Origin of the sequence: Olivibacter sp. 47, assembly GCF_030372825.1 — a bacterium.
Classification (GTDB): domain Bacteria; phylum Bacteroidota; class Bacteroidia; order Sphingobacteriales; family Sphingobacteriaceae; genus Olivibacter; species Olivibacter oleidegradans.
This window is the reverse complement of sequence record NZ_JAUCNR010000001.1, coordinates 510,255-528,312: the sequence shown is the minus strand read 5'-3', so window position 1 is coordinate 528,312 and position 18,058 is coordinate 510,255. Positions and strand designations below refer to the sequence as shown.

Sequence of the window (18,058 nt, the reverse complement as noted above, 5' to 3'; positions counted from 1 at the left end):
ACAGAAAGTTGATCTTCTGTTCACTTTCCAATAACCCCGAACACAATTCGCGCTGAGCCAATAACTATAGGTTTTCGAATCCGAGGAATGCGTATTCACGAGCGCGTGATATTTGAAGTAATTATCAGTTAAAGTTTTGCCGGAACGCTAAAGGCGACATTTCGGTTTTTTGTTTAAATAATTTACTGAACGATTGCGGATAATCAAAACCCAATTGATACGCTATTTCGCTTACTGAAAGTCCGGTGCTTGTCAGTTTTTCTTTAGCATTTTCAATCAATTTGTCGTGAATATGCTGTTGTGCGGTTTGACCGGTGAGTTGTTTTAAACAATCGCTCAAATACTTTGGTGATAAATTAAGTTTAGAAGCGAAATAGTTTACAGTCGGTAAACCGTTTTCCGTTTCCGTAAAATAAGCATTTAGCAAGCTTTCAAATTTGCTTAAAAGTTCACTACTATTTTGTTTTCGTGTAATGAACTGTCTATGATAGTAACGATTGCAGTACGTAAGCAATAAATCAATGTTTGAAATAATTACATCCTGACTAAATTTGTCTATCGGTAAGCTTGTTTCTTTTTCTATCTGTAAAAAAATGGCTTCAATGGACTTTTGTTCTTCATCTGACAATATCAATGCTTCGTTAACAGCATAATGAAAAAAGTCATACGTTTTTGTCTTTTGCGATAAGGGATAACCTCTCAAAAAATCGGGATGTACGGACAGCAACCAACCCGTTTGCGGAATAAAATTGCCTACTTCTAAAATGTTCACTTGCTTCGGAGAAAAGAAAGACATGACCCCCTCGTCAAAATCGTATTGCGTTTGCCCGTATTGCGTTTTGCAAGGGCAATCTTTTTTAAGCGTGATCTGATATAAATCCGAAACTAATTTTGTGCGTTGTTCCACTTCATTTTTTGGGAAATCTTCAAATCGCAGTAAACTAAACAAAGGATGTTTCGGTTTCGCTAAACCCAATAGCTGATGTTGTTGTGCCAATGACCGAATATTTACCGTTGCAACTTCCTGCTTGTTCATAAGTTCAAATTTATGAATTACAATCCCATTTCTTTTCTTTTTCGTTGAGCAAAAACGCTCGTAATAGTAGAGTATGGAATTAAAGACCCTATTTTTGCTAACATTGCATTTTGAAATCCTGAAACATGAAATGTTTTTTTCTTTTTCAATGCTTTTATCATTTCTGCGGCAACTTGTTCAGATGTCTGTGTATACGCACCTTTTACAAGTATTTTTCCCCATTCATTATTGTTGGCGGCAGTATTCATAAAATTGGAACTCGTAAATCCCGGACAAAACAGCATTACATTTACTCCATAAGGTTTGCATTCTTCGGTCAATGCCTGGGTAAATGAACGTACAAACATTTTGGAAGCCGCATAAACACTCATATATGGACTTGGGAAGAAGGAAGCCATAGAACCGACATTTATAATAGTTCCGTTTTTGTTGTTTTTCATTTCGGGCAGGAAAAGATGACAAAGTGCAACCAATGAAGAATTATTTAATTGCAACATTTCTAACTCGGACTGCAAATTGTTGTTTACAAACTCTCCACTTGAACCAATTCCTGCATTATTCACCAGAACGTTTACCGACAAGTTTCTCTTTTTAGCCTCTTCAAAAACATAATATGCGGTTTCGGGTTTGCTCAAATCTGCAACAATGTAACTTGCTGTAATTCCGTTTTGGTTTGATAGTTGTTCGCATTGCTGTTTCAGTTTTTGTTCATTTCGTGCAACCAAAAGCAAATTGTGTTTTTTCTTTGCTAGTCGGTATGCTAATGCTTCACCAATTCCGCTTGTTGCACCTGTAATTAATATAACCTCCATCTTCTTCAAATTTTATGTGGCAAAATTGCGACTGTTTGAAAAGTTAAAAGTGTTCAAATGTCGGCATGTTGTATTCAAATGTCGGGGCGTGTAGCCTTCCCTAGAAATAGGATAGTTATTTATCCAAAAAATGTTATTTTAGAACTTAACTGTTATCATGAAAAAACACATATTCAGTGAGAGGCGGATCAAGGAGGGTGCAGTTTCGGGGATATATCTTGGGAACTGGGCATAGACAAGAGCACATTTTATTACTGGCGTAAAAAATATGGTGGAATGGAGGGGGGACTGAAACGCCTGAAGGAGCTTGAGTAGGAGAGCCAGCGTCTGAAGCAGGTATATATGCCTTCGTCTTTTAAAAGGGTAAGAAGGTAAAGGTAATCTATATGGAAGACGATCTGGCAGCTTTTATAATCAAAAAGATAAGAGGTGGTGACGTGATATTTTTAGTAATTGGCGTGGCCATGCTAATTTATGCGTCGCACTCATCTCTAACGATCGGGCTGTCTTGAAAGTTTGTCCAACAGCCCGTTGGACAAATTGCTAATAAGCTGTTCTGAGGAAAAGTATAGATAAAATTAAATTACCTAGCTATAATCGGTTACTCCCAGAAACTAGATGGGATAGGATGTTCCTCAAGAAACTTTTTAGCTTCTTCATCCTTTCTTCTAAAGAAGGTTGAATTGGAGTATTGAGCCACAGAACCAGTTTGTTTAGCCTCTTTTTTATTCTGCGTCTTCTTTTTGTCTTTATGATCTTCCATATCTTGCATTCCTTAATATAGATAAAGTTAACTGAAATTTCTTTTTCGTGTCGGCTTAAAAAAGCCTTACAAATTTAAACATTAGTCCTAAAAAGATCTTACAGGTAATCTTTCCACGTCCTTAGAATACACGCAGAATGTCCGCAAATCATTCCCCGCCAAAAGCAGATTGTGCCTTTTTCCCTAATCGATTAGCCGCTGTTTGAATATCATCCATTTTGGTTTCACCCTTTTCCAACTCCAATAGTTCCTTTTGCATATTCAACTTGTCAATAAAATTAATTAGCTCAAGCTTATTCTGCTTTGAAGATGCGAGGCGTAACTCTACCAATTGTTCTATAAAAGAAGAAAACGCATCAATCAGCTTTTCCTTTTTTTCTAACTGAATGGCGGTTTTATAGCTACCCTTAATTAAAATCGAATCAAACACAATATTTGAAAGAGTATCAAAGTCCTGTTTTTCAATTTTATTCTTATCCCGTATCTCCTGTATAGCTGTCATATTAAACTTCCTCCATTGTTATGGTAATCCGTGACACTTCCTCCTTGATTTCTAATACTCTAAATGCTCTATTTGGTCTGAATAGTACTTCCTTTTCATCCGGGGGATTGTGTATCCCAAATTTAGCGATTTTTTCAATAGCTTTTCCTGTTTTGGAGAATATTCTGAATAGTGTATTTCCATTGAAAGCCATCGCTATCAACCGAGATTTACTTGTTGACAAAAATGTTGGTTCTGTAATTAGATGGCTTGAAACCAACGCCCGTGCGTATTTCTCAAGCTCGGATTTGCTTAAATTAATGCTTCTGTAAACCACCCCCTCATAATTGGCTAACTTTGATAAACATTTTATTAACAGTTCACCAAATTCGGTGTTTATCCTGCCTTGGCTTTTACGTAAAATTTCGTTAACACCTTCATAACCGTCTTCCGAATACTTATAGATAAATGCTTTCTCATACAACGTTAATTCCAGATGTTCTTCAATACGTCTACTTTTCCGTATTTCGGTTACCTCTTTCGCTAAGTGCTGACGGGCATATTGTTCGGCTCTTCTCAAAACGTTCTGATTTAGTTAAAGGTTTGAATTCTTTTACTTCGCTAATGAGATATGTTCTGCATTTCTGTGTGTTAAGGGGATATTTTTATTTGGGAAAATTATATATCGTTTTAAGGATTACATTATACCTTCTTTTTATAGTAAGGGAGGGCGGATGACAAAAGCTGATTTTAATATTTTGATTACCATCCACGGCAGATGATGTGTTTTTAAATTTTGATCTTTCCAATAAAGTATAACGCATAAAAATGGTGCTTAGGTTTAGTGTCAATAATATTAGCTAAGGTAAGAAATACTGTCTAAATATGTGCTATCAATCTCGTATTTTCACAAATTCATAGTGCTCCTACAGAAAGTTGATCTTCTATTCATTTTCATATAATCCAGAACACAATTCGTGAAAATAGTTTCGTATTCTATATGGTAATCGTAAAATTTGGAGAAAAATCGAATCAATGTACAAGTTAAAAAATATGATTGTGCTCACTTTTTTATTTTTATTTGTGAAATCAAAAAATCTTTTTCTAACTTTCCATAGTCAAACTAAAATATTAAACAAACTAAGCCAAAGTCAGAGAACTAAAGTTAGCTATCAATAGTCGAAGGAATAACCCTTCAATAAGGAAAAAAGCGACCTCGAAATGTTCGGGTAGTAGAGGCTAAGTAACAGCAGAGCCGTTCAAAGAAGATTTTTTATTGTCTTATTTGTTTTTGAAGGCAATAAAGCTTGCTAAAGCAGGTCAAGTCGCGAGGTTATTCACAAGAGATCGAAATTAAAGGAGTTCATGAGCGCGTCGCAATGCTCCTTTGGTTTTGTTTCTTTTGGCGGTCCAAAAGAAAAAGAAAAGGTCAAACTAAAACATTAAACAAGCTGAACCAACGAAATCAAATAGTGAGGGAGCTTTGTGAGTCTGACAACTCGCAACTGGCAACTAACAACTAGAACATAGCAACCAACGGAATAGGAATGCAGCATTTCTATAACCTATAGAATCAGAACAAAAAACAATAATTGAAAATGTAATGGCTTCGTGTGAGACGCGAACAACTAACAACCTAAAAATAGGCTCTGTAGCTACGCGCGCCGGAACCAATAACTAATAACGAGTAACCAATAACTAACAATCAACCAATAACCAAAATGTTCAGAGCACCTTTTTCATTTGAAGGCCGTATCAGAAGGTTAGAATACGGTATCAGCTTTTTGATCTATCTTATCTTCATAATCTTCATCAACATCGTAATAGGTGATGACGAAGACTCTATTTATAACCTTTTGGGATTAGGAGCTGTACCACTTTTGTGGTTTTTGTGGGCACAGGGTGCAAAGAGATGCCATGATCTTGGCAGTAATGGTTGGTATCAAATAGTTCCCTTCTATTTTTTGGTATTGATATTCCGGCAGGGCGAAGAAGGTGAGAACTATTACGGAGACGATCCGCGTGTACCAAAAAGAGAACCGACTTATATCCGGCCAGAAGTTATAGTCAATCAAGACGGATCGAATAATGAAATATAAATTAAAGTAAACTGAAGGAGATGTACATTGGAACAACGAATAACCAATAACGAATAACCAATAACGAATAACCAACAACCAAAACAGGAATACGGGAAACCGTAAAAAAGCGAAAATATTAATATTTAACTATGCCTAAAGTTTAACGAATAAAACAATAAGTCAAACACTAAATCAAACAGCATGGACTTCAAAGACGAAATTCAGCAATTTGCCAAGCGGGTAGATCGCTTGCTGCCACAGATCAAAACCGAGGAAGCTACCAAAACCTCGCTAATTATGCCTTTCTTACGAATACTCGGTTACGATGTATTCGATCCCTTCGAGGTACATCCCGAATTTGTAGCCGATATCGGCATTAAAAAAGGGGAGAAGGTAGATTACGCCATTCTTAAAGACGAGAAACCCGTCATCCTGATCGAGTGTAAACACTATGCCGATGGCTTAGATCCGCACAACTCGCAGCTCTTCCGTTATTTTCATACCACGGAGGCCAAGTTCAGCTTACTCACTAACGGGCTCGAGTACCGTTTCTATACCGATCTGGTAACGCCCAATAAAATGGACGAGAAACCCTTCTTCGAGTTCAAGATTACCGAAATGCGCGATAATGAAATTGCCGAGCTCCGTAAATTCCATAAATCCATATTCGATCTCGAGAGTATCTCCAATACCGCCAGCGATCTCAAATTTTTCAATGAAATCAAGATCTTGATCAATGGCGAAATGTATAATCCAAAAGAAGAATTCGTCCGTTATTTCGCCAAACAAGTTTATCCAGGTTTGGTAACCGCCAAAGTGCTCGATCAGTTTACCGCCCTTACCAAAAGAGTTTTTGGCCAGATCGTGAACGATCAGATCAGCGAGCGCTTGAAGAGCGCCCTGAAGAAAGAAACCGAAACGGCCGAAGAAGCTACACCGGCAACAACAGAGCCCGAATCACTGGTTATTACCACACAAGATGAGATTGATGGTTTCCTGATTGTGAAGTCTATCCTACGCAAGGAAGTAGAAGTGGGCCGTATTTATATGCGCGATACCCAATCTTATTGCGGGGTGCTTTTGGATGATAATAACCGCAAACCCATATGCCGTTTCTATTTCACAGGCAATCGCTTACGGATCGGTTTATTTGATCAGGATAAGAAAGAAACCAAGCATGATATCACACGCTTGGATGATATCTATAACTTCTCGGAAGAAATAGTGCAGAGTCTTGGGTACTATGAGAAGGAGAAGGTGGCTTAGCCGAAAGACCACCAATAATGAAAAATTAATTTATAAAAATATTGAAAATATGGCAAAGACGACCAAGGCTCCGGCAGAAGATTTTTCTTATATAGAGGAAATGCCTAAACCTCGACTAAAGAAATTGATAGTAAAAAACTTTAGGTGTATCGGTGCTACGCCGGTAGAAATAGATTTGAATGATATTGTCGTTTTGGTTGGTGCAAATAATGCTGGCAAAAGCTCTATTCTGAAAGCTTATGAAGTTGTAATGTCTGATGGCTCCAAGAAAGGTGAGTTGACAATTGAAGATTTCCCAAATAACATTGTTAATCCAGAAAAACCGCCACAAATTGAATTACATACTATAGTTTATGACGAACGGGTAGGCCAACAATGGTTAGAAAAGGTTGATGGAGGTTATTTAGTCAAGGAAAGATGGACATGGTTTGATACTGGTAAGCCGGTTCGGAGAGGGTGGAATATGGAATCTGGTAGTTGGGATGATAAGAGCTACCCTTTGGGCCTCCAAATGTAGCAAATAAAAGGAGAACCCGAACCTCATAAAGTTGATGCTTTTTCCGATCCGGAAGAGCAGGCGAAGGAAATAAAAAAACTTTTGATGACAGCAATTTCAGAGAGAGTTAGAAGTTTACAGTCATCGGAAGAGCGAAACGAATTTCATGAGCTTTTAGATCAATCCATTGCCTTGCAAAAAAGAATTATTGAGGAAACAAAGGACCAAATTGAAGTGGCTAACGGCTCATTGACAAACCTTATAAATCAAGTTTTTCCAAACTATGTGGTTAATTTCGAAGCCCAGCCTGAAGGGACGCTGGATTTGGGGTTATTTAAATGGAATTCTCAATTGAAGATGGGACCTCAAGATGGATTTTTAAGTACTGTTGACAAACAAGGAAGTGGTGCAAGAAGGACATTACTGTGGACGGCTCTCAAATATATTGCTGAAACAACACGGAGGAATAAAGACGACAACAGTTTTGAGCGACCATATCTTTTGTTAATAGATGAACCGGAGATTTGTCTTCATCCAAGTGCTATTAGAGAAGCATGTAAAGTGTTGTATGATTTACCCAAAGCTGGTAACTGGCAAGTAATGGTAACAACCCATTCACCAGTTTTTATAGATTTTTCTCGTGATAACACAACCATAGTTAAAGTCGAGCGTAATGAAAAGGGAGACGTAGAAGGTACTACTGTCTTTCGCCCTGACAAGGTGAAATTTGATGATGACGATAGGAGAAATTTGAAACTTCTGAACATCTGCGATCCATATGTCGCAGAGTTCTTCTTTGGGGGTAAAGTTGTAATCGTCGAAGGAGATACTGAGTATACTGCTTTTAACTACATAAGACAAGCAAAACCAGCTAAGTATAAAGATATACATATCGTTAGAGCACGAGGCAAAGCTACTATTGTATCTCTCGTAAAAATCCTGAATCATTTTGGTACTGGTTATTCCGTTTTACACGATAGTGATACGCCAACAATAAAGAGTGGTGCTACAAATCCTGCGTGGACTAATAATTCGAGAATTCTTGAAGCATTAACTATACGACCAAAAGGTTTAAATGTACGATTGCTAGCGTCAATTCCGAATTTTGAAGGGGCGTATTTTGAGAAAGAGCTTACGTCAGAGAAACCATATAATGCGCTCTCTATAATCTCGACAGATTCAGAGAAGTTTGCTACAGTTGAAGCTTTATTTGACTCTTTGCTTGACCATTCTGGCAAGGTGCCCCCAAACTGTGTTGAATGGTCAGATATAGAGGAATTAAAAATGTACGTTATTAAAAAATAATAATCACAGTAGTTTCGAATCAGAAAAACTAGACAATGACCATCTATCCGAATATTTATCGTATTGATAAAAATCACCGCGACCTGAAACAATTAAGAAATAATGAAGCCGTTATGAAGCGGATTATCAAATCTTCATATAAAAAAAATGAATGGAAAGAAAATTCGGATGCTCCGCTGTTGAATAGTTATCAGAAAGATAATTTTATATATCACCTTTACTTATATAATACGGATGAAAAGACATCCGAATGGGCTTCATTTCTACCTTCTTCACTAGCAAAGGACAGCAGGTTTTTACAGAAGAAATTATCTTTAATCTTGTTCGTTGAAACGGAGTTTGAATTGTTTGCGGTCGTTGGTGGAAATGCATTTCGGATGATCATCCCTTTCATAGATCAGTCTTTTGGCTTAAATACCTATGACAGAATTATCGAAATAAATGAGGATGAATTATCATCAATGAGATCTCGTGGCATTACTGGACAAAGGATGGCCGCAAATGAACAATATAGGGAAGATTATCGGATTATTAACTACATGAAATTTGGCAAAGTTCCTCAAGAGCTTCATGTTAAATTGAGTGAAAGTACTTCTAAACTATATTTTCCATTGATTTTGGATAAAGAAAATGAACGATTGCAAATAGCCGTAGGAAGAAGTTTCAAAATAAGAAAATCAGTGACCTTTAACTATCTGCATCAAGTTTTAGAAGATTTGTTAATCGTTTTGTCAATGCCGCAAAAAGAATATTTGAGTTCGTATATAGAAATCAGTGATGAAGATTCTATTCAGAAATTACAAGACGTGCTTCATGAAAAAATATATAATAATATTCGATATGCATTGGGTGAGACTTATGACCCTCGAGACCGATTTGAATTCGACTTTTGTAATCCCAACAACATTGAAAAATTCTATGAGGCTGAAAAATATGTTTTAAAGGAAAAGACGGAAGATTCTCATAGAGTCTTCTCTACAGTCTTTGATCGCTCAGAAATATACCGAACTGTAATCAGGCGAGCCTATGAGCTTCATGGAAATAACGCATTTCAAATTAAAGTGTTTTTAAATGGGGTAAGAGTTCTAGGATATCTTGGAAGTAAGAGTATCTCATCTTCGACTTTTATGTACCACATCAGTGCTGAACTTAATTATGAAAATAAACCTGTATTTCTTATTGATACTAAATGGTATCACCTAAAGGAGGTTTTTATAAGCGACTTAAAAACTCAAACAGAGCGTGTTTTGTGTATTTATAAAGCACCTAAAACTGTGCTGAAATTGCCATGGGACAAAAACTTATTAAAAAGAGAAGGGGATTATAATCTTCAATATGATCCATTTCCTGACTATATAGTGATAGATTCAATTATCTCTGATGGTGTAGAGCTATGTGATATTTTGCATTACGATGATAACAACCTTTATTTAATTCATGTGAAGTATGGGTTTGACTCAAAAATTCGGGAACTGACTAATCAAGTTCTTATTTCTGCAAGAAGGCTTAGTGAAGCGTTAGGAGCAGGTAATATTAGTTTTTTTGATAGACTATATGATATTTTGAAAAAGAAGAACAGAAATGTTAATGGTCTAACAAAGGAAGAATTTGCAGCGCTCTTTTCAAAAAATATAACTTACATATTAGCTGTTACATCTCACTTAAAAGATGATTGCGTAATAGAGGAGAACATAGATAAATTCGAATCCAATATCGCTCGCTTCTCTTTAGTTACTTGCTCCTCTGATATAAGGAACTATTTTGAGATGTTGACGTATCAGATTCATCGGGCTTGACGGCTAAAAATATCGAGAAAGATTTGTGATTCGAAAAACATGAACATTCAAAAAAACTTATCTAGTCTACAGCCGTTCTCATAGTTCATTGGGCACAAATCGTTTAAAAAATAAACTGAGAATTAGTAAAAATTAAATTTTTCACTTATTATTGAATAATTTTTATTTGTTTTATAAAGCCTAAAGAACTCTAAATTTTGCAGGCCTATTTGATTGTTAATAAATATTTGTATTTTACTAAAAAACCGAAATATGAAATTATATCTATTTTTAATTCTAACTCTAACTCTAACATTCGCGTTATCTTGCTCAAAAAAAGCAGATGAAAACTTGGATGGTCAAATGTTAGAGAAAGCGCTGACCGTAGATAGGGCGATTGCTTTACAGAACCTAGGTCAGCTTAATTCGCAAATGACAACTTCTACTAGCACCAAAACGATTGATTTTACCGGTTCCGGTTTAACGGGATGTGTATTCTCTAATGCTAGAACAGTTAGTGTTTCTGGAGTAAATGTCACTGGCATCCATGGGAGGGTGCAAAGTATCTCTCAAGGGAAATGGGAGCTATTTGCCAAGGGCGGCGATGATTTTCATAAAGGTTCTGCTATCTCAGTACAATACCCTTTTAAAAAGGGAAAAAGTTATAAGATTAGAATGCGTGTATCTGCTATTTCTAATGCCCCAGTTTTAGATTTCCAGTTTACAAACACTATTCCAACTCTTGGACCTATTTGTGAAGGATATGAAACGCCTCAAATAACTCTATTACCTAACAATGGGCCAATAATAACGAAAGTACCGCAGAATTCAGTGGCGAGTGATGTAACAGTTGATTTTACACCAACGGCATGCTACGAAAATTTAGTTATAAATGCTAGAGTTGGGCAGTTTTGGAGTTCTAATGGGTCGAATACATTGTCGACAGATAAAATTTATATAGATGAGACCCCGATATTAGCCATTGGCGGACCCATCGATTTAAGTGTAGGCTCTCAGACTGTCTTTAATGTAACCGCGAGTAACTATCCAGTATCAGACTCATTTAATTGGTCTGCTACTGGAGCTCTTGAAATTGTAGGAAGTGTTTCGGGGCCTACTGCCACAATAAAACGGACTGGATTGGCAGGAGGGCTGATAAAAATTTCATTGCCGGGATGTAATGATATCGCAATTAAAAATATACCATCCTTAGCTGATCAGAATGTGACGTTAACTGGTCCTGATGTGATTATTAAAATGTCTGAAGAACCGTCAATCTACACCTTTTCTCTGAGTGGAATTTTGGCAGGGAAAACACCGACTAATATTAATTGGAGTTTTCCATCTGGTTGGATTTTTGAAAATACCGTGGGCAATAGCGCATATGTAAAGGCTTGGTCGAATGCTGTGTCTGGTACAGTTTCCGTTTCATTTCTTATAGACGGTTCACCGGTAACTAAGCAAATGAATGTTACGGTAAGAAACTTCTAGTGTAAAAAATTAGTTTGACTAAAAATTCTCCGTATTAATTGCGGAGAATTTTGTTTCAATGAAACCATAAAGAGTAGTCATCACTAACGAAAAATAACTACTTTCAAACTCCCAATTTCTCGCCTAAAAAGATTTTGTATTCATTTACGCTGACAGCCTGCTAATCTCGAGCTAACGAATTTGGAATGATTGTTTAGTTGATTTGGCCCAAAATTTATTCAGCTCATTACTAGATTACAACAACCAACTATAAATAATCTTTTCCAGTATAAGACAATCTGTAAAGTTTTTTAGGACGAGACAGTACAGATCAACATTTAAACGTTTACATTTTTTGTCAAGAGAATAAAAGCTCCAATATTCGTCGATTCCCGAATATGCACCTTGGGTATACACCACTTCATTTTTATACTCCTCAAATCGCAGAAGTCAATCTTGGGATACCCATTATAATACGTAAGCGATTTATGAAGGCGATGCCCGCATCCACTACCTAAAAAAGATATTAACAAAGTTATGGCCATGGGTAATCTTTGAAAGTGAAGGCCGTCTTTTTTTGATGCTATTCATAATATGCTGATGAAATATATCATTGTGGAAGACCAAACGAAAACCAAATTATGTGTTTTGCTCGTTTTCTTTATACCTTTCAATAATCAACCATTTTACCGCATGTTCACTCGAAAATCTTAATTTCTCGGATTTACAATCAGGGCAGCACCAAACTTGATATCGATGCGGGTTCCGAAGTTGATATTTAGTTTTCAGAATAGGTTTAACCAACTTAGAACAGGAAATACAATAGCTGTAATTCCTCTCTTCTAACGGTATGTTTAATCTTTTCATTTCGAGGAAAATCTTAAATTCCTCCAGAATAAATTCACGATAATTTTGTACAGCTAGTCCAGGATTAAATAGAACCGACTCACCATAATGAAGGAGGTCTAAATCTTCATCGATTTCATAAAAAGCAATGTATCTAAGATCATATTCTGTAGCGAAAACAATTTTTGTCATCTGTTTTAATGCGAAGTCAATTTCAATTATGCCGCTAACCGTTTTCTTCGCTATTAGTGTCGCGTAATTTGCGATGAGTGTTTCTTCAGATTGACCTAACGGCAGGTTAAGATCAGCTAATGATTTTTGAAAATACTTCTCCCGCTCGTCCGTCGCTTCATAATCTAAACCAGCTAGAATGAAAAGGTTTTCACTTTCTTGGCCATAATGGAGCATTTTTACCGCCCATGCGACTAATGCTTTACTGTCGAAATCTGATAGAGCTCTTTCAGCTAATACTTCAAGTGTAATTTCTTCTATAGACATGTTTCTTTTTCAAAGAGAGGTTGATCTAGGATAACATTGAAACTACTCTTAATGTCAAGTCCAGTTCTCAATTTTTCCGTTGTCTTCAACCCAAATTTCAAGGTAAATATCTTCTGCTATCGGCTTTCCTTTATCTTTGATGATATCAAACTTTAAGGGTTTCAACAATTCGTATATATTTTTTATACAAAAGTCCAATTCCTTTACCTCATACTGCTGAGCTATTTCTTCGTCCGAATTAGCCATCCTAACTTTTGAAATATTACCATTTTCATCGATTGTTATAATATATTTGGCAGAACAATCAAATTTGTTGCTGTTTTTCCACTTCGCTTTTTTTAATTTCCGAAATAAGGTATTCGTAATTTTATTTTGTCTCTTCTGTTTATTGATTTTGGATCGTCAACATAATTTTCAACATCCTTGATTGTATCAACTATTCCGTTTTTTATTGAAATTACTTTTTCTTGTTCGAAGATTCTGTAGAAAACACCGTCATCTCTCAAAACTTTATTTTTCAAAGGAAAACTTATATCGCCGACAAACCAATCTACATATACTTTTTCATTAATGAGATTCTTGCCAAAAATCGCTTTCATTTTTTTCTGCGATCCACTTTTATCAACCCTTCCATTTCTAAGATCACCACAATTGAGGATATTAGTTAGGAAAAGGCTGTCATTTTGAATTTTATAAATAGCTTGATAACCTCTCCAACAATTAAACGATGCTCCGGCTCTAAATGTCAACCCAAATAACTTTTCTTTCGCTGTCGTATCTTGTTTTTGCAGGTATTGTTCAAGTATAAGATTGTAGGTAGCAATAGTATCTTTTTTATATATGATATAGTCAGGTAATTGTGGACTGGCGAAAAGTTCCGAAAATCCAAAAATTAGTGTATATAAAACTAGGTTTTTTAAGATAGTTTTCATGAGTTAAATGAGCTAGTGGCTATTCCTCTATATCCTCAAATATCAATTTATTCTCTGTTTTATCAATCGATATTCTTCTAAAGCTACTAAAAAGTTAGTATGTGTCAAGTGTAGATTCTTTTCCGCAGATAAAGTCAATTCTCGTGGCAGTATAGCAAGAAGTTTATGTCCAAATATATTGAGGTACTACTTTAAAGAGTTTTCGATAGCTTCGATCAGTGCAACATTGCCGAGGGTTTCTAACTTTGCATCGGCGATCGAATAACGCTGGGCAAAAATATATCCAAACTGTTCGGTTTTGTCATAAGCTTTTACCAAGATTGCATCATATTTTTTCTTTGCTATTGTTACGTAACCGTCGTAAACTATCAGCGCGAAGTCTGGTGTATAGGGTAAAGAACTAAGTTGTTCTTCAGCCACACGTATACTGTCCTCATATTTGTCGGTAGCAAATCGTTTTAAGCTGGTATCGCCATCCTTACTGATTATTAAAAATGGCACCAATAATTCATCGTCATCTTTGATAGAATCAATTCCGTGGTCGATACTTAGGAATATAAAATCTAAAAAATCCGTGTTTAAGTCATTAATGTTTACCATTTACAGTTTTTTATTATTTAGCTATCGATTGCATTGACCTTTTTGATATCTCATATCATTAAGGTGGTCACTGTATCATGATATGTGTCTGATTGTAATTTATCCTATTTATAGTAGTAATACCAGTTACTTTGGTAATTTTTATCAAAATTTTCCTTGCTATCCAAGAAGATGTTGAAGTTGTCGCGTTTAAAGTAGCCAAACTCATCATAAGGCTTTAAAAGTTTAAAGTATTCGTCCGCCCATATTTTTCTTGTTTCACTATGCTCGTATTGTTGGACTTGTTGTTCGGTAAATAGAAAAAATGTCACGTAAGAATCAACACGAGATATTTCCCATAAATCCAAATTATTTAACTTTGTTTTCAAACCAGCTATTTGGTTACTATTTATCTTGTTGCCTGCCTCGGCTTTGGCTATAGGTTCAAAGGCGCTATAGATAACCCAAACATCATCGGTTTTGTATTTTGATATTCTTTTCTTTTGAAAGAAATTTAATATACGTTTATCTAACGCTGGCTGTTCGTTCTTTACAAGTTCAGTAAATTTATCTGCAATCACTTTCTGTTTTTCAGCGTTGTAGCCGAGGGTTTGGTTTTGATTACTAAAAATAGCCTTACTACGCGCAAATTCAAAACAGAGGTTTAATCTTGGCCTATTTTCTTTACCAAAGGTGTCATAGATGATATTAACTGGGGACACGCCAAATGTTTGGTATATAAAATCGGCCAGTTCTATAAAATCACTATTCATAACAGCCTTACCCTGCATAATTAACTTGGTAGCTTTATAATCCTTATCAGACGGTAAAATCATATCTCACAATCTTTCCATTAGCATTTTCTTCAAAGCGCATAGCCAAGAATAACTCATATAATGTTGTTATTTCCTCCCAAGTTGCTAGTGCGACTCTAAATTCCTCGTCACCTATAGCGGCGATTACACTCCGATCCTTTGAAGCTTCCAATATATATTCGCTATTCCTCACTATCGCTACCCAAAAAGCGCCGTGTTCATTATCCACTTCTTGGAATTGAGCAATAGCATTTTTTACATCAATAATATTAACAGGGTGTTCTATAGTATCTCCCCAAGCTGTTTGTAGATAGGTTAAGTATGACATAGAAGCAAATTGTTTTATAAAGATAATACAAAATCGATCTTATTTAATTAGGTGTCCATGCCAATTTTTTTCATTCCGCTATCGGCTTCCACTTACCTTTTTAAAAAATACATTGTTGAATTTCGGTGAATAAAATACCAGATAATAACTCCAGATGCTCCGATAGGTAGTCGGGTTTCCTGATAGGATATGATGCGTGGGTTGATCCAGTTCTATTATCTTGTTATCCTGTTAAGTATCACCAGTAATGAGAATATCCCTAACAAGCCAAGCAAAACCGATCCCGATGCCAAACCGAAAGCTTTCTTTCTCGTAAAGATCCAAGCGAGCAAAAGAATGCCCATCAGCAGGATAAGAATAAATGCAAAAAACAGGTTGAGGCCGAATCCCATGGTTGATTTTAGTTCTCTATCTTTATGAGTTAAATGTGCTAATAGCTATTCCTCTATATCCTCAAATATCAATTTATTTTCTGTTTTATCAATCGATATTCTCCTGAATGTTGGTGTATATCCAGAATCAGCTGCTTGAAAATACTACAAGCTCCCCACGTTGGCAAAACCATTTTTCTGTTGTTAAAATACACAGACGTTCAACTTTGACTAAAAACCGCTCTTTCGCAGAACTACTTGTCAATGGCAGCTTTATATCAATTTTTGTTTTTTAAATAATTACTGGCGTTAGAATTGTCAGGGTTAAGTTCAAGGGATTTTTTATAATTTATAATGGCTTCTTCCCGATATCCCAATGTTGCTAATAGCTCCCCATAACTGTCATATACATTCCAGCTATTGGGAAATAGGGTAGTATTTAGTTTGAAAATTTGTAAAGCTTCCTTTTTCTGGTTATGTTTTAAAAGTTGATAGCCCCAAGAATTTATTTCGTCTTCTGCCAATATGAAATTTTTGTTTTGTTTCGCTACCTTTTTATAAGTTTTATTGACGTTTTTGAAATCATTTTTTAAGAGTTCTTGACGTAATAATTTTAAGTTTTTACTCAATCCAAATCCATTTTCGCGTTTCATATCCGGAATATAGAAGCCCGCTATCTCGTCAATAAACCATTCAGGATTTGAACCTTGTAGATTTGTTAAAACAACGATGGATAAATCGTCTTGAGGATATACGAATAATGCGGACCGCATTCCGCCAACAGGAGCTACTGCGGGATGTTCTTCTCTCACTACCGTTGGCCATCCCAAAGCATAGCCATTCGTTAACTTATTAAAGCCTCCTATGTCTCCGCTGTTCAATCTTGTGGTGGTAAACATTTGATCGATACTTGCTTGACTCAGCAGCTTTCCATTTTGCAATGCGATAAGCCATTTACTTAAATCTTCTGCAGTAGAGATAATACCTGTAGCAGTTCTAAAAAATAAAGGGAAAGTGGCATACGAGTTATGCAGTTTCCCATCATTTATCCATTTTCCACTGTCATTATAAATAGTCGAATATGAGTTTGAATTATTTGGGATAATGTCATTGGAATCTCCAAATCGCGTGGATTTCATCATACAAGGCTTAAATTGATTTTCCGCAATAAACTGAGTAAAATGTTGTCCACTTACTTTATTAAGTATCCTCCCCAAAATATAATAGCCTGTTTGATTGTAACTGAATCTTTCTCCGGGAGAGAATTCCATTGGCAGCTTTTTCACCAGTTCCCAGTTTCCGTTTTCTGTACCGTCACCCAACACTTGCTCTTTTTCGTCTATATTGTTTGGAAGTCCTGAAGTGTTACTCAATAACTGTTCAATCTTTATTGACTTCCATTCGTTGGGAATATCGGAAATATAAAGGGAAAGGGGATCTTTCACACTTAGTTTTCCCCGTTCCTGTAATTGCATAATTGCTACGCCAACAAACGCTTTAGTCATAGAATTAATGGAGAAGGTGGTCTTAGAATCTGTAGTAACCTGATGTTCTAAATTTGCAAAGCCATAGCTGCCCGACTTTTCTAATTTTCCATTTTTCACAACGGATAACTGAAGTCCGGGGATTTTGAGTCGTTCCATTTTTTCTTTGATAAATGTATCAATGCTATCTGAGACAGTTTGAGCTTTTATTGGGAGTGAAAAAGCCAATATAAATGAGAACAAAATAGTTTTTATTGGATCCAATAATTCTTTCATTAGATTCTTTTATTAGGAGAAGATAACTGTTGTGTTTATGAAACTAATATACAAGAATTTGCACTAATCCGTCAAACACGTATTGCTGCTGTCATGCTAAATTTTTATTCGTATTAACGTTCTATCTCTTCGATGTAACGTTGTATTAACAGTGGAAAACCTTTCTCTAGCCAAAAATCACAACTCACAAATCCGCCGGACATACCACCTTTGTTATACCGTTCAATAAAGATGGTCCTACCTTTTTCCGGTCTTTCGCCTGTCAACTGTCTGAAAAATTTATAAAGTAATTTTTCAAATTCACGAGAACTGACAGGTAAATTAATCTTTTCAAATGAAATTTTCATTTCATCCCAAAGAAATGGGTCACCACGTAGTCCCCATTGCATAGGTAATTCATTAAAATATTTGGCTGCGGTTTCTTTTTTCATTCCGATGTCTAAC

At 36.0% G+C, this 18,058-nt stretch carries 19 protein-coding genes; 6 read left to right on the top strand and 13 right to left on the bottom strand.

Annotation, left to right across the window (positions count from 1 at the left end; translation table 11 throughout):
• Nucleotides 1-124 precede the first annotated feature (124 nt).
• The 5 genes from QT327_RS02240 to QT327_RS02220 all read right to left on the bottom strand — a co-directional run bounded on the left by QT327_RS02240 (nucleotide 125) and on the right by QT327_RS02220 (nucleotide 3,672).
• Nucleotides 125-1,036 (bottom strand): helix-turn-helix domain-containing protein, encoded by a 912-nt coding sequence (locus QT327_RS02240; RefSeq protein ID WP_130855186.1) that lies wholly within the window; start codon nucleotides 1,034-1,036, stop codon nucleotides 125-127.
• Nucleotides 1,037-1,053: 17 nt separating this feature from the next.
• Nucleotides 1,054-1,848, bottom strand: a complete 795-nt coding sequence (locus QT327_RS02235; protein ID WP_289551888.1) for an SDR family NAD(P)-dependent oxidoreductase — start codon at nucleotides 1,846-1,848, stop codon at nucleotides 1,054-1,056.
• 601 nt (nucleotides 1,849-2,449) lie between these two features.
• Entirely contained in the window at nucleotides 2,450-2,611 is a 162-nt protein-coding gene (locus tag QT327_RS02230; RefSeq protein ID WP_289551887.1) for a hypothetical protein, read from the bottom strand.
• Between the two features lie 148 nt (nucleotides 2,612-2,759).
• Nucleotides 2,760-3,113: a hypothetical protein gene (locus tag QT327_RS02225; RefSeq protein WP_289551886.1), complete on the bottom strand. Its 354-nt coding sequence runs from the start codon at nucleotides 3,111-3,113 to the stop codon at nucleotides 2,760-2,762.
• 1 nt (nucleotide 3,114) lies between these two features.
• Nucleotides 3,115-3,672, bottom strand: a complete 558-nt coding sequence (locus QT327_RS02220; protein ID WP_130855193.1) for an ADP-ribosyltransferase — start codon at nucleotides 3,670-3,672, stop codon at nucleotides 3,115-3,117.
• A gap of 1,141 nt (nucleotides 3,673-4,813) precedes the next feature.
• Between QT327_RS02220 and QT327_RS02215 the strand changes: the two genes are divergently transcribed.
• From QT327_RS02215 to QT327_RS02190, 6 genes are all read left to right on the top strand, one after another.
• Nucleotides 4,814-5,191: a DUF805 domain-containing protein gene (locus tag QT327_RS02215; RefSeq protein ID WP_289551885.1), complete on the top strand. Its 378-nt coding sequence runs from the start codon at nucleotides 4,814-4,816 to the stop codon at nucleotides 5,189-5,191.
• A gap of 183 nt (nucleotides 5,192-5,374) precedes the next feature.
• The gene (locus tag QT327_RS02210; protein WP_289551884.1) at nucleotides 5,375-6,439 is read left to right on the top strand and encodes a type I restriction endonuclease; all 1,065 of its coding nucleotides are present in this window, start codon (nucleotides 5,375-5,377) and stop codon (nucleotides 6,437-6,439) included.
• Nucleotides 6,417-6,956, top strand: coding sequence for an AAA family ATPase (locus tag QT327_RS02205; RefSeq protein WP_289551882.1), 540 nt, complete (start codon nucleotides 6,417-6,419; stop codon nucleotides 6,954-6,956). The genes QT327_RS02210 and QT327_RS02205 overlap by 23 nt, the downstream gene beginning before the upstream one ends.
• Nucleotides 6,957-6,959: 3 nt before the next feature.
• Complete coding sequence (locus QT327_RS02200; protein ID WP_289554400.1) at nucleotides 6,960-8,240, top strand: ATP-dependent nuclease; 1,281 nt, start codon at nucleotides 6,960-6,962, stop codon at nucleotides 8,238-8,240.
• 35 nt (nucleotides 8,241-8,275) lie between these two features.
• Nucleotides 8,276-10,036: a DUF6119 family protein gene (locus QT327_RS02195; protein WP_289551881.1), complete on the top strand. Its 1,761-nt coding sequence runs from the start codon at nucleotides 8,276-8,278 to the stop codon at nucleotides 10,034-10,036.
• A gap of 252 nt (nucleotides 10,037-10,288) precedes the next feature.
• Nucleotides 10,289-11,506: a hypothetical protein gene (locus tag QT327_RS02190; protein ID WP_289551880.1), complete on the top strand. Its 1,218-nt coding sequence runs from the start codon at nucleotides 10,289-10,291 to the stop codon at nucleotides 11,504-11,506.
• Nucleotides 11,507-12,124: 618 nt separating this feature from the next.
• Here the strand turns inward: QT327_RS02190 and QT327_RS02185 are convergent.
• The 8 genes from QT327_RS02185 to QT327_RS02150 form a co-directional block, all read right to left on the bottom strand.
• Nucleotides 12,125-12,829 carry a hypothetical protein gene (locus QT327_RS02185; RefSeq protein WP_289551878.1) on the bottom strand — a complete coding sequence of 235 codons (705 nt, stop codon included), beginning with the start codon at nucleotides 12,827-12,829 and terminating at the stop codon, nucleotides 12,125-12,127.
• A 54-nt stretch (nucleotides 12,830-12,883) separates the two neighbouring features.
• Nucleotides 12,884-13,075 carry a hypothetical protein gene (locus QT327_RS02180; protein ID WP_289551877.1) on the bottom strand — a complete coding sequence of 64 codons (192 nt, stop codon included), beginning with the start codon at nucleotides 13,073-13,075 and terminating at the stop codon, nucleotides 12,884-12,886.
• A 92-nt stretch (nucleotides 13,076-13,167) separates the two neighbouring features.
• Nucleotides 13,168-13,761 carry a hypothetical protein gene (locus tag QT327_RS02175; RefSeq protein WP_289551876.1) on the bottom strand — a complete coding sequence of 198 codons (594 nt, stop codon included), beginning with the start codon at nucleotides 13,759-13,761 and terminating at the stop codon, nucleotides 13,168-13,170.
• Nucleotides 13,762-13,947: 186 nt separating this feature from the next.
• Complete coding sequence (locus tag QT327_RS02170; RefSeq protein WP_289551875.1) at nucleotides 13,948-14,361, bottom strand: hypothetical protein; 414 nt, start codon at nucleotides 14,359-14,361, stop codon at nucleotides 13,948-13,950.
• 104 nt (nucleotides 14,362-14,465) lie between these two features.
• A complete protein-coding gene (locus QT327_RS02165; RefSeq protein ID WP_289551874.1) occupies nucleotides 14,466-15,176 on the bottom strand; it encodes a hypothetical protein in 711 nt (236 codons plus the stop codon).
• A complete protein-coding gene (locus QT327_RS02160) occupies nucleotides 15,160-15,483 on the bottom strand; it encodes a hypothetical protein (protein ID WP_289551873.1) in 324 nt (107 codons plus the stop codon). Before QT327_RS02160 ends, QT327_RS02165 begins: the two co-directional genes overlap by 17 nt.
• Before the next feature lie 649 nt (nucleotides 15,484-16,132).
• Nucleotides 16,133-17,614 (bottom strand): serine hydrolase, encoded by a 1,482-nt coding sequence (locus QT327_RS02155; RefSeq protein ID WP_289551872.1) that lies wholly within the window; start codon nucleotides 17,612-17,614, stop codon nucleotides 16,133-16,135.
• 113 nt (nucleotides 17,615-17,727) lie between these two features.
• Nucleotides 17,728-18,045 (bottom strand): hypothetical protein, encoded by a 318-nt coding sequence (locus QT327_RS02150; protein WP_289551871.1) that lies wholly within the window; start codon nucleotides 18,043-18,045, stop codon nucleotides 17,728-17,730.
• Between the last annotated feature and the right edge of the window lie 13 nt (nucleotides 18,046-18,058).